We start from the raw sequence: 13,713 nt of genomic DNA, 5'->3' as shown, positions 1-13,713 counted from the left end.
CAGGAGAAAAGATGCCGCACCCGGCGGTTCTTTTCTCCTGTTTTTGTTCTTTATGTATCCTGCACCTGAAGAATATACGTACCGGACGCAGTATCCTGGTAAACGATATCTCCGATGGACTGCAGCAGCGATTCGTTCAGTGCATCGCCGTATTTCTCCTTTTCTTTGCTTCCCACAAAAATGTAGGTCACATGATACTGCTCCAGCAGGCGCAGCACTTCATTCGTATCGGTCGAGGTGTACATCTGTTTCACGTCCTCGGCGCGGACATTTAAGTCTGCGGGATCCCCTCTCCAGAGCCATTCATGGACATACCATCCAAGCACGGTCGGAAGACCGGTCATTGCGGAAACGCGCTCGTAATCGCTGTAGCTGTCGCCGTTCGCCTCAAGCACAACCGGCTGTCCTTCTATTGTTTCATCCAGCCAGCGGATGGCACCTGCGTCCTCGGAAAAGACATTTTCCAGATACGCTGTCGCATCGAGTCCGCGGTACTCGGACAGATCGAAAATATTTCCGAACCAGGAGTACACGCTCGTTCCAAAATAGCCGAAGGTCCATAAAAACAGTACCAGCCCGATTCCGCCGAACACCTGCAGAATCCGCTCTTTTTTCCAGAGCAGGAACCGCGTGATGATGTAGCTCATGCAGATACCGAACAGGATAAATGCCTGATACGTCAGCTTGAACATCGTGTTGGAGCGCGCATACGATTCTTCGTAGATATCGCGCACATAGACGAGCTCCGGAATGATGATAAGGCCGATGGCACAGAGGCCTAAAATACCGATCACCATATCGCTCACCGCAATCTCTCTCCAGAAATTACAGAAGGCAGAAACTTTTTTTGGCTTTTCCGCCGTTTCTTTTTCGCCCGGCTCCGGTTTTTTCTCTCCCAGAATCAGGGCAACGGCCTGCTCTTCCACCTCTTCCTGCGTCTTTCCATCGGCAAGTACAATCTGTCCCTGCCTCTCCATGCCCGGAAGATGGCAGTTTTTCCGCCATGCTAGCAGAACGGCTGCGATAAACAGCACAACGAGCACCGTCGGAAGGCCCCAGAGAATCGCCAGCTGATACAGCATCGAATGGTGCTTGGCAATGCCGACACCGGAAACCATCGTCTCAAACTTCATTGTAAACGGAAGGGCGACAATCGTTCCAATTGCAAAAGCTTCTGCAGCCTGCAGGAGAACCGTTCCGATCGTCTCTTTCGCCCGCGCATGATACCGGTACAGCGCACCGTACAGAGAGAAGCCTGCAATCACGACGAAATAGATAACAAAATCCCAGTAGTTGGACCAGTGGAACACACCGATCAGAAAGCCCGCCGCGATGATCTGCGGCTGAAACAGAACGTCTTTTAACGACCATTTCCACTCTTTTTCCGGATCACGGCAGGTATTTTTCACGTAGGAATATAAAAGGCCCAGCACCAGCAGGACGAACATGACATTCACCACATGGGCATGCAGGTCGCCGAGCACAAAGGAATACGATGGAAACTCATGAATCGTGCGGTCATTTTCCACAAGCGGGTCATACCCGATATAGCGGGTCGAACTCGGGAACCAGTAAGCCGATTCGTTCAGTCCCAGCCACTGTCGGATGCAGCCGTAAATCACATAGTGCATATTTCCTGCAAGGGAAACGGCGCCTCCCGAAAGAAGACCGCCAAGCACCGGTGCAATCTGGCTTTTATTGCCGCCCTCTTTCCGGATGCAGTGGCACGCACGCGACTCTGCCAGATGGTAGGTGATCGAAAACGGCAGAACAAACGCGAACGATGCCACCATCGTACGCATCAGATGGTACGTCTGCTTTACATCCGTGAAGGTAATCTTCGTCAGAAATACGGCATAGAACTGGCCGCCGTAATAGTAGTTAATACCGCTTCCGCTGTACCAGAGATCCTCTGCCGGAACGGCGGTGCTGCGCATCATGGCCTTCATAAAACCATAATCCATGAATTTTTCGGTTCCGTGTGCCTCCGGGTGAAAGCCCGCAAGGTAGGTCCAGAGAAGGAAAAAGGCGAAAAACAACACTTCTTCCATCATCAGGAAGTCGATTTCCGGCGCATGGACGCGTACCTTAAAGCATCCGAAAATCCAAGAAGCCAGGATCAGTACACCGACTGTGATCAGGCAGACCGGTGCGGTAAACGGAACCAGTCCGAAGCTTCCAAGAGCAAATACAGCAAAACCGGAAACAACGATGCCAAGCACTTTAGAAAACATCCATCCCCGGTCATGAAACCGCGGAAACAGCGCTGCGGCAGCCGGATAAAATCCAATACCGAGCACCAGGGTCATAAGCCACCACTTCAGGAACGAAACGTTGTCCGTTCCAAGAAGCGGCGTTGTGGCCAGCACAAGCAACACCAGCAGAATGCCGGAAACTGTCGTCTTTTTGCTCATCTTTAATTATCTTCCTCTGTCATTGTGTAGACATGACGTTTTCTTGCCATCTCATCGCTTGCAAGATACTCGTCGTAGGTGGTCATCTTATCGATCAGCGCGCCGTTCGGAAGGATCTCCATGATACGGTTTGCTGTGGTCTGTACAAACTGATGGTCGTGGCAGGTGAACAAGAGCACGCCCGGGAATTTGATCAGACCGTTGTTCAGTGCAGTGATGGACTCCATATCCAGATGGTTGGTCGGCTCGTCAAGAACGAGAACGTTTGCACCGGAAATCATCATCTTGGAGAGCAGGCAGCGCACTTTCTCTCCTCCAGAAAGGACTCTGACACGTTTCACACCGTCCTCACCGGCAAAAAGCATTCTTCCGAGGAATCCGCGGACATACGTTACGTCCTTGATCTCGGAATACTGGGTCAGCCAGTCTGCGATCGTCAGGTCGCAGTCGAATTCTGCGGTGTTGTCCTTCGGGAAGTAAGCCTGTGTAGTGGTTACGCCCCATTTGTAGTAACCGGAATCCGGCTCTTCTTCTCCGGTCAGAATCTTGAACAGCATGGTGATCGCCTGCTCGTTGCTTCCGACGAAAGCAACTTTATCTTCTCTTCCGAGGGTGAAGCTTAAGTTATCCAGGATTTTCACGCCGTCTACGGTTTTGGTCAGTCCCTCTACCTGCAGAACGTCGTTTCCGATCTCACGGTTCGGACGGAAATCGATGTAAGGATATTTCCGGCTGGACGGTTTGATATCGTCGAGCTGGATTTTCTCCAAGGCTTTCTTACGGGAAGTAGCCTGTTTACTCTTCGATGCGTTGGCACTGAATCTAGAGATGAAGTCCTGTAACTCTTTGATCTTCTCCTCTTTCTTCTTGTTCGCCTCTTTCATCTGTTTTACCAGCAGCTGGCTGGACTCAAACCAGAAGTCGTAGTTTCCGGCATAGAGCTGGATTTTTCCGTAATCTATATCTGCGATCTGGGTGCAGACTTTATTCAGGAAGTAACGGTCGTGGGATACAACGATAACGGTATTCTCGAAGTTGATCAGGAACTCCTCAAGCCACTCGATCGCATCGAGGTCCAAGTGGTTGGTCGGCTCGTCAAGAAGAAGGATATCCGGGTTTCCGAACAGGGCTCTTGCAAGAAGAACTTTGACCTTCTGGCTGCCGGTCAGGTCTGCCATCTGTGCGTAGTGCAGTTCCGGCTCAATGCCAAGGCCGTTTAAGAGCTGCTCTGCATCGGTCTCTGCCTCCCAGCCGTTCATCTCTGCAAACTCACCCTCGAGCTCGCTCGCTTTGATACCGTCCTCATCGGTGAAGTCTTCTTTTGCGTACAGCGCCTCTTTCTCTTTCATGATCTCATAGAGACGGGCATTTCCCATGATAACGGTGTCGAGTACCGGATAGCTGTCGTATTTGAAGTGGTCCTGCTCGAGGAAGGAAAGACGCTGGCCCGGTGTGATGGTTACGTCTCCGTTTGTCGGTTCAAGCTGGCCGGACAGGATTTTCAGAAAGGTTGATTTTCCCGCTCCGTTGGCACCGATCATGCCGTAGCAGTTTCCCTCGGTGAATTTGATATTGACATCTTCAAACAACGCTTTTTTTCCGACACGAAGTGTCACATTATTTGCTGCAATCATACTTTTTAAAACCTCATTTTCTTATTCTTAATTGTAAACGTGAAGTTACCGCCGGGGTTTCCCGGTCATACGGAGTATAGTCTACCATAGATTTCCGTTTTCTGGCAAGTAGGGAAAGCCCTTATTCTTCGTCTTTTTCACCGGAAATTGTAAAAAAGCTGTCATCCCGGTCTTTTTTGTCGATCAGTTCATTGTACTGCAGGCATTCATACTGCCGTTCGTACTCGAGATCCTCCTCCGGCGCATCGCTGTCGTTCCAGCGGTACCAGGTTCCGTCACTTGCTAAAAAGCCGAGGTGATTGAGCGCCGGCATCTTCTCGCGCAGGTCAAGCAGATACTCGTTGTACGGTGTCAGTTCCAGGCCGGTAAGGCTTAACGCATAGCTTGAGAGATAGTTTGTGCTGATCCAGACATTGCTCTCGGATTTCATGCTGTAGTTGGTCCAGATGAAGAACGGGGTTCCATAGAACTTCTCCTGATCCTCGACCGAAAGATTCTGATAAGCGTCTCCGGCAATCCATGTTTCAAACGCATCCGGCAGTTTCGGGGAATGATCGCCGAACATAATGATCATCGTCGGCTCGTCCACCCGCTGGAAATACCGGATCAGATAGGAAATTGCCTCATCGGAAAGCTTTAACAGGGAGAAATACTGATCGGCCTCATCACTGTCGTAGCCGTTGCAGTTGATATCCGCCTGGAAATAACGGTTCGTGTAGCCGCTGTGGTTCTGCATCGTCACATCAAAGAGGAAGAGCGGGCTGCCCGGCTCCTTGTTCTCGTAGGTTTCCACGATCTTCTCATAGTTCGCCTGATCGCTGATCATGCCGCGGTACCGCTTGGCCGTATCGGAGAACTGATCAATCGAGATGAAATCATCAAAATCAAGGAAACGGTATGCCGTGCTCCGCTTCCAGTTTGTCGCCTTGTTCGGATGCATCGCAATTGCCTGATAACCCTGGTCCTTTAACGTCGTGACAAGGGAATACTGGCTGTGCGTAAAGTAGCTGACGTACGGCACCATGCCCGGGAACCGCTTACAGGAGTTTCCGGTCAGGAACTCATACTCCGTTTTTGCTGTTCCGCCGCCCTTGGTACACGTCAGCGTGTGCCCTTTGATGATATTTTCGGTCAGCGAGTCGAGGAACGGCATGTAGCTCTCGCTCGTCTGCGGATCGCCGACGGAACGGTAGTCAAACCACGACTCGTTCATGATCGCGATGATGTTGACGGGTGTCACGCTATCCGCATTATCTTTTCGAAGATCTTCTGTTTTCGTCTCTTTCTCGCTCGTATCGGCAATCGCTGTCACTTCGTCTTTCGAATAGCCGTCCGGCGGTGTCAGGCGCATGTATTTGGCGACCGCGGTAAAACCGACCGTCGTTCCGTACTGGCGGTATGTCTTCGCCGGATTCCAGAGGTCACTGATGACACCGAACTCGGCGTTCCAGTTCAGATTCATGTACGCCAGGTATGTTCCGAGCGTCAGCACAGCAGCAGCCACGCGGAGCAGAATTTTATTCCTCGTTTTCCGTGCAAAACGGTATTCCCGGCTCTGCAGCCAGAGGCGCACAACGAGCATCATCGTGATAAACGAAGTCACGATTTCACCTGTGATCTCGAATTTGTAGCCGCCGACTACGTCCGCCGCCGTCGCAATGCTGTACAGGTCGATGAGCTGGAACGCTTCTCCGCGGAACAGATAAACATAGTAGAATACCAGACTCATGCAGAAATAAAAGATGTTCATGAAAATCATCGCGCGGCGGATGGAGTTCAGAAAGAGGGAAACGAGAATGGAAAGTACGAAAATGACACCGATATTCAACAACGCATAATACCATTTCATCTCCCGGAACTGGCTGTTTGTGACAAATTCCAGTGTGGCAAACAGATAGGCTGCGTTTGCCAGCATCAGAATCGGCTGTTTCCATCCCACATAGCGCGGTTTTGGTTTCTGGTCCGGCTTTGCAGCAAACCGGCAGAAACTGACAACTGTCGTCAGTATGATACACGCCAGCAGGCACGGGAACAGAAAGTGAATACTCCACTCCCGGTCTGCCGCCGTCGTATCCAGCAGCGGGCGCGCCAGAAACAGCAGCACCGCCAGCACGCCGAAATACAAAACAAGAAACGCGCACCGGGCGCGCTCCTTTTGATTCTCTTTTAATCTCTGATAAAACTTCTGCATCGAAACTTTATGCTCCTTTTATAAACAAGAATTATAATCCTTCCGTAAACGGCTCGTCCGCCGGATAGCCGCCGCCTAATTTTTGCATACAGCGCTGGATGGAATCTTTTGAATTTCCCCAGTCCTTATCCTTGTTGCGGTAATCGAATTTGTCAGTAAACCATGTTACCTCTTCCTGCAGCCGCTGGTAATTTTCTTTCATGATTTTGAACAGAGTCGGGTAAAATTCCGCTTTCTGTTTATCATTCAGCTTTTTCTCCGCCGTTTCTACCAGATCCGCAAAATGCGGCAGACAGAAGCCTTTTCCCTCGCGGAACAGTCTTGCAAACTCCTCGTCTTTTTTGTAGAGATCAAAGAACGTATCAAGATAGCGGTTATAGTTTGCCTTGAAGTGATCGCAGACGTAGCACGAATGCGTCTTCTCATCAATCCACTGGCCGATCGCAGTCTCACGGCCCTGTTTGTCGAGGGATGTCTTCTGCATCCGCTTGAACACCGAGGATTTTCCCGGTGCAAACAGATCCATCTGTGCGGCAAGCTCCTGGTTCAGTTTTTTCAGATGGGTAGATAAAATCAGACCGCTTCCGAGACGGTTTCCGTAATCGTACATCATTTTATAGTGGTGGCGGCAGAATCCCATCGCGTCTGTTTCCGCACGCACATCATCCTCCATATAGGATGCGCCGGAACCGAGCGCAAACGAAATCGCATGCTGCTCTGCTTCCCGCTCCAGATAGCAGAACGGGCACTCATCTTCCGCCTTGAATGCATCCATCAGCGGAATGGTATGGATCGACTCTTTCATATGCAAAAACCTCCGATTTTATTTGTTGGTGCTTTCTACAGCATACACAAAAACCTCTCATTTGTCAAAAGAACTCTTTTTCCTGTTTTCCTATTATTCTGATGGATAATTTCTATATTTTGCACAATTTACATGTGCATTATAAAAATTTAAAGTTGTTTCTTTTTGGTATTTAATCGTTTAAGATAAATATTATATAAGTCTTTGTATCACTCTGTTCAGAAAGGAGCCATAGCAATGGGAGAACGTCATACGGAGGAGATGCGCCTCCTCGGTCTTACCATCGCTTTTTATCGCAGAGCACGCGGATTAACGCAAAGTGAGCTTGCCGAAGCTGTCCAGATCAGCCGTACACATATGAGCAACATCGAAGCGCCAAACAGTCATACCTCTCTGTCTCTAAACAAGCTGATGGATATTGCGGAAACACTCGAAATTCCGCTGAAAACATTATTTGATTTCAAACGGTAAGCCCGGAAAGCTTTCCGTTTTTTATAGCAGATTTTTGCAGCAACCCCCCGCAGCCGGTGTGCGCCCGGTGCGGGGGGGCTTTTTCTCTCTTATTTTCCCGAAAAATCCGGAGTTCCGTCAAGATTATACGGGGTCACCTGGTATACATAGTAGTTCAGCCAGTTCGTGTACAGATTGTTCGCATGTGACCGCCATAAAAGCACTGGTTTTGTATTTGGATCGTCGTTTTTATAATAGTTCTTCGGAATCTCAATCGGGAGTCCTTTGTCTTTATCGCGGTGGTACTCGCCGTCGAGCGTCATACGGTCGTACTCCGGATGACCCATCACAAAAATCTTTCTTCCCTCTTCCGCCATGCCAAGATAGAATCCGGCTTCGTCGGACTCTGCGAGAATCGTGACATCTTTGCAGGCACGGATATCGTCGATCGGTACTTCTGTGTGGCGGGAATGCGGTGCCAAAAACTCGTCATCGAAGCCTCGCACAAGCGGGATCTTGCGGTTGTTGACTTTGTGCCAGAACAGCCCGAATTTCTTCTCCGGAAGCATCCGTTTCTTCAGTCCGTAGAAATGATACAGACTCGCCTGGGCTCCCCAGCAGAGGAACATCGTGGAGGTAACGTGTGTGTTCGTCCAGTCCATGATCTTTGTCAGTTCATCCCAGTAGTCAACTTCTTCAAATTCCATCTGCTCGACCGGTGCACCGGTGATGATCATACCGTCGTAATAATTTTTCCGCACATCCTCAAATTTCACATAGAACGTGTTCAGATGGCTGGTCGATGTATTTTTCGCCTCGTGGCTTGCCACCATCAGAAAGGTGACATCAACCTGCAGGGAGGTGTTGGAAAGGGAGCGCAGAAGCTGCAGCTCGGTATCTTCTTTGAGCGGCATCAGATTCAGGATCATAATCTTCAGCGGACGGATGTCCTGATGAACCGCTCTTGTCTCGTCCATGACGAATATATTTTCGCTTTCGAGTATTTCTTTTACAGGTAAATCTGCCTGAACTTTAACCGGCATATTCTTTTTCCTCGTTTCTATTCTTCTTGATCTGCCGCGCTTTTCTCTGCGCAGACAGGCGGTTTGCTTTTTCCGGCAGGAATTTCTGCCGTCTATTTCCGATTATAGCAGATTCCCGCGCGGGATGCAAACCGCCTTTGCAGATATTTCGTTATTCTTCTGTCATCTTCAGAAATTCCTCTTCTGAGATCACCGGCACGCCGAGTTCGCGCGCTTTCCGGTTTTTGGAGGAACTGGATGTCGTGTCGTTGTTGATCAGATAGCTCGTCTTTCCCGTTACACTTCCGGTGGCTTTTCCGCCGAGCTCCTCGATTCTTGCCTTTAATGCATTCCGGTTCGGGAAATGTTCCACACTTCCGGTGATAACGAAGGTAAGACCGGCTAATTTCTGTTCTTCCTGGCTTGCCTGCGGCTTCTCAATCGTCAGATACGACAGAAGGCGCTCAAGGCGTTCTTTATTTTCCTCATCCGCAAAGTAATCCACGATGCTTTTTGCAATCACTTCTCCGACACCGTCGATCTGCGCGAAATCCTCCGCCGATGCATTCCGGATCCGGTCGAGATCGAAATCGAAGGCTTTGCAGATCATTCTCGCGTTTGCAAGACCGATATTTAAGATGCCAAGTCCGAAAATCAGACGGGGCAGCGTTGTGTTTTTCGCGCGCTCGATGCTGTCGATCAGATTCTGGTATGATTTTTCACCGAAACCGTCCATCTCCACAATCTCGTCGCGGTAGCGGTCGAGACGGAAAATATCGGCAAACTCACGGATGAAGCCGTGGCCCACGAATTTTTCGAGCGTTGCCTCCGACATGCCGTCGATGTTCATCGCGTCGCGGCTTACAAACAGGGTGAATGCCTTCATGAATTTTGCCGGGCACTCCGGATTCGTACAGTAGAGGGTCTCGACATTGTTCATCATCTGAATCCGGGTGGCACCGCCGCAGGCAGGACACGTTTCCGGAATATCGCGCACGCCGCTTCTCGTCAGATTCTCTGAGATCTGTGGAATGATCATGTTTGCTTTGTAGACAAGGATTTTATCACCCACACCGAGATCCAGCGAACGCATGATACTGATGTTGTGGACGCTTGCGCGGGAAACCGAAGTTCCTTCCAGCTCGACCGGCTCAAAAACCGCAACCGGATTGATGAGACCGGTTCTCGACGGGCTCCACTCAATTTCAAGCAGAGTGGTCTCCTTCTGTTCATCCGCCCATTTGAAGGCGAAAGCGTTCCGCGGGAATTTCGCGGTTGTGCCAAGTGATTCTCCGTAGGCGATATCGTCATACAACGCGACAAGGCCATCGGACGGAAAATCGTTTGTCTCGATTTTCGTGGAGAAATATTGCATCGCCTCGTCGAGGTTATCTTTGGTGACAACCTTGTATTCCACCACCTCGAAGCCCTGCTCTTTCAGCCACTCCATCTGACGGATTCTGGAATTTTCGAAATCCTGTTCCGGAGCGCTCACAAGCGCAAATGCCATAAAATGAACGTGGCGTTTTGCCGTAATCTCATTGTTCAGCTGGCGCACAGAACCGCTGCAGAGGTTCCTCGGATTCTTGTATTTCGCATCAACATCCTCAATCTCCTCGTTGATCTTCTCAAAATCGGAATAGCGGATGATCGCCTCGCCGCGCAGAACCAGCTCTCCCTGGTACGGGATTTTTAAAGGAATATTTTCAAACACTTTTGCATTGTTCGTGACAACCTCTCCGATCACGCCGTTTCCACGGGTGACGGCCTTTGCGAGGGTACCGCCGCGGTACGTCAGAACAACGGTCAAACCGTCCATCTTCCAGGACAGCAGCGTTTTGTGATCCCCGATGAAGCTGCGGAGCACTTCCACATCTTTCGTTTTATCAAGGGAAAGCATCGGCGACTCGTGCGCTTCTTTCGGCAGTTCGTCCATCGCCTCGTAGCCGACTTTTGTGGTCGGGCTTCCGGCGAGTGTTACGCCTGTTTTTTCCTCTAATACCTGCAGTTCGTCATACAGCGTGTCGTACTCCAGGTTGCTCATGATCTCCCGGTCTTCCTGGTAATAGGCTTTTGCCGCTTCGTTCAGCTTTTTGACCAGTTCCTTCATCCGTTCTGTCTCGTTCATCGCTTTTCCTCCCCGATCTGCTTTTTCAGTTCTGCTAATTCTTTTTCCGTTAAAGGGCGGTACTCCCCTGTTTTCAGGTCTTTCAAGTGAACATTCATGATCCGCACACGTTTCAGCTTTGTGACACGATATCCTAATGCTTCGCACATCCGCCGGATCTGACGGTTCAGCCCTTGCGTCAGAATAATCGTAAAGCTGCGCTCTCCCGTTTTCCGGATCCGGCACGGGCGCGTCACGGTATCGAGAATCGGCACGCCGGATGCCATTTTTTTCAGAAATTCCGGTGTAATCTCTTTGTTTACCTCGACCTGGTATTCTTTTTCGTGGCGGTTTCTGGCACGCATGATACCGTTTACGATCGCACCGTCGTTCGTCATCAGAAGGAGGCCTTCGGAATCTTTATCGAGTCTTCCCACCGGGTAAATCCGCACCGGGTAGGACAGATAATCGATGACGTTGTTTTTCTCCCGTTTTTCCGCAGTACAGACGATGCCGCGCGGTTTGTTGAAGGCGAGATAGACTTTTTTCTCCTCCGGGACAACAGTTTTGCCTTTCACGACAACAACGTCGCCAGACTCCACCTGCATACCGGTTTCCGCGCGTTTTCCGTTTACCGTAATCTCGCCTGCTTCTGTCAGACGGTCCGCCTCCCGCCGCGAGCAGACGCCCGCATCACTTAAGTATTTGTTTAAGCGCATGGTTTTATCCTTCCAAAAAAGCAGTTTCATAAAAACCAGAAACTGCTTTTTTTGTTTTGTATTATTCTATTGTTCCTACTGAATGCTCTCTACATATGCTCTCAGGGAAGCATCTGCATCGAGTGCATTCTGATAATCGTTCTGAACCTGTTCGATCAGATTTTTGACTTCTTCGTTTTCGAGCGCCGCTTTCATAGCCTCGGTTACGGCCGCATCGCTGTCAGTATCATCCATGATTTTCAGGCTGCCGTCTTCTGTCGTGTAGAGATAATACTCCGAAAGCATCGGCAGGGTCTGGTTGATTCCCAGATATTTGCATCTGCTGCTGACAAACGCGATGTACGTTCCGTCGCTTGGACCGCTGATCGTGTAGGCCTTTACATCTCCGTATGACTCCACATCGCTTTCTGCCTCAATCTGCGCCTGCTCCTCCGCGGTCAGATTATCTGTTACTGCAAAAAGACCGTTGATATTCCTTGCACCGAGCGCGGTGTAATACTGCTCCAGCACGGTGCTTACTTCCGGGACATTGTCCGCGTCAAAGGAGACAGCCGTATTATCGGTATTCTCTGTATTACTGGTATCGTCTGCCGCTTCCGGCTCACTTGTCGGCTCAGCCTCTGCATCCGGCGCGCTGGCGGTATCGGTACTGGAAGCATCTGCACTGGAATCATTCGCGGAATCCGAAACGTCCGATGAAATGCCTGTGCTGTCCTCAGAATCTGCTTTGCTGTCTGCTTTTACCTGTGTCTTTTTATCCGGCACATTGTTTCCGGTGCTGCTGCTTGTTACGGTTCCGCCGCTCGATTTTCCATCGTTTTTTGGTGATACCAGATGAACGATGAGAAGAACCGCTGCCACAATCAGGAGAATTGCTCCGATCAGAAGCATGTAGCGCAGATTATCGGAAATCCATTCCCGGATTTTATCTTTTGTTGTCATTGGTTTTGCCATATTTTTCCTCCTTCATCAAAACTGATCCGCCGGATCAGTTATTGATATGCCCAGTAAGCAAAAAAACCTCTACTTCACACCGAAGCAGGGGCTTTCCTTGTCCTGCGCCGGTCCTGCCCGCCGCAGCATGCCATGTAGCAAAAACGCGTCTGGAGGGATTCGAACCCCCGACACACGGTACCGGAAACCGTTGCTCTATCCCCTGAGCTACAGACGCTGATGTGATCTGTTTTCTCAACCACACTATGACAGTTTACCACAGACTCCTGCAATTGTAAAGTATTTTTCCCACCCAGCCGCCCATTTTTTTCTTAAATTATTCGCAGACTATTCTGCCACGCAGCTTACGTTTCTTTCTCACACAGCGTCAGTTCCCCGCTTTCCCGGTGGTAATAATAAACGTGATCCGACAGAATCTCCTGCGGCTTGACTGTCTTTTCATTCACGTCCCGTACCATGTCGGAAAGACACTCCTCCGGGAACACATCATAATCCGGAATCACCATGCACTCGTGGATACTGCTCGGAATCACATAAAGACTTGCCTCAAAGCGCTGCGAAAGACTCTCCAGCACGCCGGGATAGCACATGCAGATTGCACCCAGCTTTCCTCTGCGATTGCTGACCAGGTAAAACTGTTCCGCCAGCGGACCAAGCTCGAACCTGGGAAACGTTACTCCGTACTCCTCTTTCAAATACACCATAAGGCTGTCTGTGCGCACCGGCAGATCCCGCAGGGTGTTCTCCCAGGCACGGGCATCCAGCTCCTCCGCCGAAATTCCCCACAGCTCCCGGTGCGTCTCGTGGATCAGAATTGTCGCATCCGGCACGCGGTTTCCCCGCATCTGGTAATAGTACACAACCGCGAGATCGAGAAATTTTCTGTGCGGAACTTCGGAGAGCAGCGTACGGTTTTTCTCCGCATGAATGAGCTCGCAGTAGATCTGCGGCGCAGCATTTTTCCAGTTGGTAAAAAAGGCAGCTTTCTCCGGTCTTCTCGCCTCCGCTTCCACTTTCCGGTACTGCTCCAGTACCTTTTCTGCAATCTGAGAAAGCGGCACGCCCTGCAGACAGCATTCATACAGAAGCTCCACGTAGATCGTCGGTGCAATCCAGTCCTTCTTTCTGCTGATGACAAACGCCTCTTTTTCGATACCGTTCAGCTTCTGCACCGATTCTACCTTCACCTCAAAATCATCACCGGCTTTTCTTTTCAGCAGCGCGGCAAGCTGCTCTTTGAACATCTGATAGTCCATTTTTTCCCACCTTTCCTGTTTGATCGCCTTTTGTATTTTTGCTTTACGGAACAAAAAAGCTCCGGAAAACACAACTTAAAAACCTCTGTACAGATCTGTATATGCCAGAGATTCGTTGGTTCGCGGAACTTCGAACGATGAGAAAAACGGGCCCGGGCTGC

The 13,713-nt window shown here is 50.2% G+C and carries 10 protein-coding genes and 1 tRNA gene; 1 reads left to right on the top strand and 10 read right to left on the bottom strand.

The window, feature by feature from the left end; genetic code table 11:
• Positions 1 to 50: 50 nt before the first annotated feature.
• The 4 genes from DWX26_RS07930 to DWX26_RS07915 all read right to left on the bottom strand — a co-directional run bounded on the left by DWX26_RS07930 (position 51) and on the right by DWX26_RS07915 (position 7,044).
• Positions 51 to 2,414, bottom strand: a complete 2,364-nt coding sequence (locus DWX26_RS07930) for a DUF2298 domain-containing protein (RefSeq protein WP_118601200.1) — start codon at positions 2,412 to 2,414, stop codon at positions 51 to 53.
• A 2-nt stretch (positions 2,415 to 2,416) separates the two neighbouring features.
• Complete coding sequence (locus DWX26_RS07925) at positions 2,417 to 4,048, bottom strand: ABC-F family ATP-binding cassette domain-containing protein (RefSeq protein WP_022462526.1); 1,632 nt, start codon at positions 4,046 to 4,048, stop codon at positions 2,417 to 2,419.
• 121 nt (positions 4,049 to 4,169) lie between these two features.
• Positions 4,170 to 6,239: an LTA synthase family protein gene (locus tag DWX26_RS07920; protein ID WP_118601199.1), complete on the bottom strand. Its 2,070-nt coding sequence runs from the start codon at positions 6,237 to 6,239 to the stop codon at positions 4,170 to 4,172.
• A 31-nt stretch (positions 6,240 to 6,270) separates the two neighbouring features.
• Positions 6,271 to 7,044, bottom strand: coding sequence for a DUF6062 family protein (locus DWX26_RS07915; RefSeq protein ID WP_117509116.1), 774 nt, complete (start codon positions 7,042 to 7,044; stop codon positions 6,271 to 6,273).
• A gap of 237 nt (positions 7,045 to 7,281) precedes the next feature.
• On the opposite strand from DWX26_RS07915, the gene DWX26_RS07910 reads away from it, so the two are divergent.
• Positions 7,282 to 7,515, top strand: a complete 234-nt coding sequence (locus DWX26_RS07910; RefSeq protein ID WP_118601198.1) for a helix-turn-helix domain-containing protein — start codon at positions 7,282 to 7,284, stop codon at positions 7,513 to 7,515.
• 89 nt (positions 7,516 to 7,604) lie between these two features.
• Here the strand turns inward: DWX26_RS07910 and metA are convergent, their stop codons facing one another.
• The 6 genes from metA to DWX26_RS07880 form a co-directional block, all read right to left on the bottom strand.
• The gene (gene metA / locus DWX26_RS07905) at positions 7,605 to 8,537 is read right to left on the bottom strand and encodes a homoserine O-acetyltransferase MetA (protein ID WP_055228462.1); all 933 of its coding nucleotides are present in this window, start codon (positions 8,535 to 8,537) and stop codon (positions 7,605 to 7,607) included.
• Between the two features lie 151 nt (positions 8,538 to 8,688).
• Positions 8,689 to 10,644 (bottom strand): NAD-dependent DNA ligase LigA, encoded by a 1,956-nt coding sequence (gene ligA, locus DWX26_RS07900; protein ID WP_055228463.1) that lies wholly within the window; start codon positions 10,642 to 10,644, stop codon positions 8,689 to 8,691.
• Positions 10,641 to 11,342: a pseudouridine synthase gene (locus tag DWX26_RS07895; RefSeq protein WP_117760412.1), complete on the bottom strand. Its 702-nt coding sequence runs from the start codon at positions 11,340 to 11,342 to the stop codon at positions 10,641 to 10,643. Before DWX26_RS07895 ends, ligA begins: the two co-directional genes overlap by 4 nt.
• 75 nt (positions 11,343 to 11,417) lie before the next feature.
• On the bottom strand, positions 11,418 to 12,296 hold the full coding sequence (locus tag DWX26_RS07890) for a hypothetical protein (RefSeq protein WP_118601197.1): 879 nt from the start codon (positions 12,294 to 12,296) through the stop codon (positions 11,418 to 11,420).
• A 144-nt stretch (positions 12,297 to 12,440) separates the two neighbouring features.
• Positions 12,441 to 12,513 (bottom strand) — tRNA-Arg (locus DWX26_RS07885).
• Between the two features lie 127 nt (positions 12,514 to 12,640).
• The gene (locus DWX26_RS07880) at positions 12,641 to 13,552 is read right to left on the bottom strand and encodes a DUF5688 family protein (RefSeq protein WP_147398115.1); all 912 of its coding nucleotides are present in this window, start codon (positions 13,550 to 13,552) and stop codon (positions 12,641 to 12,643) included.
• Positions 13,553 to 13,713 lie beyond the last annotated feature (161 nt).

Origin of the sequence: Blautia sp. AF19-1 (assembly GCF_003479155.1) — a bacterium.
In the GTDB taxonomy this organism is placed as follows: domain Bacteria; phylum Bacillota; class Clostridia; order Lachnospirales; family Lachnospiraceae; genus Fusicatenibacter; species Fusicatenibacter saccharivorans.
The sequence above is the reverse complement of the archived record's forward strand: the minus strand, read 5'-3'. Positions and strand labels throughout refer to the sequence as shown.

What these genes read in the sequence shown, in the direction of transcription:
- DWX26_RS07920 (WP_118601199.1), bottom strand. Translation starts at nt 6,239, where the DNA reads ATGCAGAAGTTTTATCAGAGATTAAAAGAGAATCAAAAGGAGCGCGCC.
- DWX26_RS07895 (WP_117760412.1), bottom strand. Translation starts at nt 11,342, where the DNA reads ATGCGCTTAAACAAATACTTAAGTGATGCGGGCGTCTGCTCGCGGCGG.
- DWX26_RS07915 (WP_117509116.1), bottom strand. Translation starts at nt 7,044, where the DNA reads ATGAAAGAGTCGATCCATACCATTCCGCTGATGGATGCATTCAAGGCG.
- metA (WP_055228462.1), bottom strand. Translation starts at nt 8,537, where the DNA reads ATGCCGGTTAAAGTTCAGGCAGATTTACCTGTAAAAGAAATACTCGAA.
- ligA (WP_055228463.1), bottom strand. Translation starts at nt 10,644, where the DNA reads ATGAACGAGACAGAACGGATGAAGGAACTGGTCAAAAAGCTGAACGAA.
- DWX26_RS07890 (WP_118601197.1), bottom strand. Translation starts at nt 12,296, where the DNA reads ATGGCAAAACCAATGACAACAAAAGATAAAATCCGGGAATGGATTTCC.
- DWX26_RS07930 (WP_118601200.1), bottom strand. Translation starts at nt 2,414, where the DNA reads ATGAGCAAAAAGACGACAGTTTCCGGCATTCTGCTGGTGTTGCTTGTG.
- DWX26_RS07925 (WP_022462526.1), bottom strand. Translation starts at nt 4,048, where the DNA reads ATGATTGCAGCAAATAATGTGACACTTCGTGTCGGAAAAAAAGCGTTG.
- DWX26_RS07880 (WP_147398115.1), bottom strand. Translation starts at nt 13,552, where the DNA reads ATGGACTATCAGATGTTCAAAGAGCAGCTTGCCGCGCTGCTGAAAAGA.
- DWX26_RS07910 (WP_118601198.1), top strand. Translation starts at nt 7,282, where the DNA reads ATGGGAGAACGTCATACGGAGGAGATGCGCCTCCTCGGTCTTACCATC.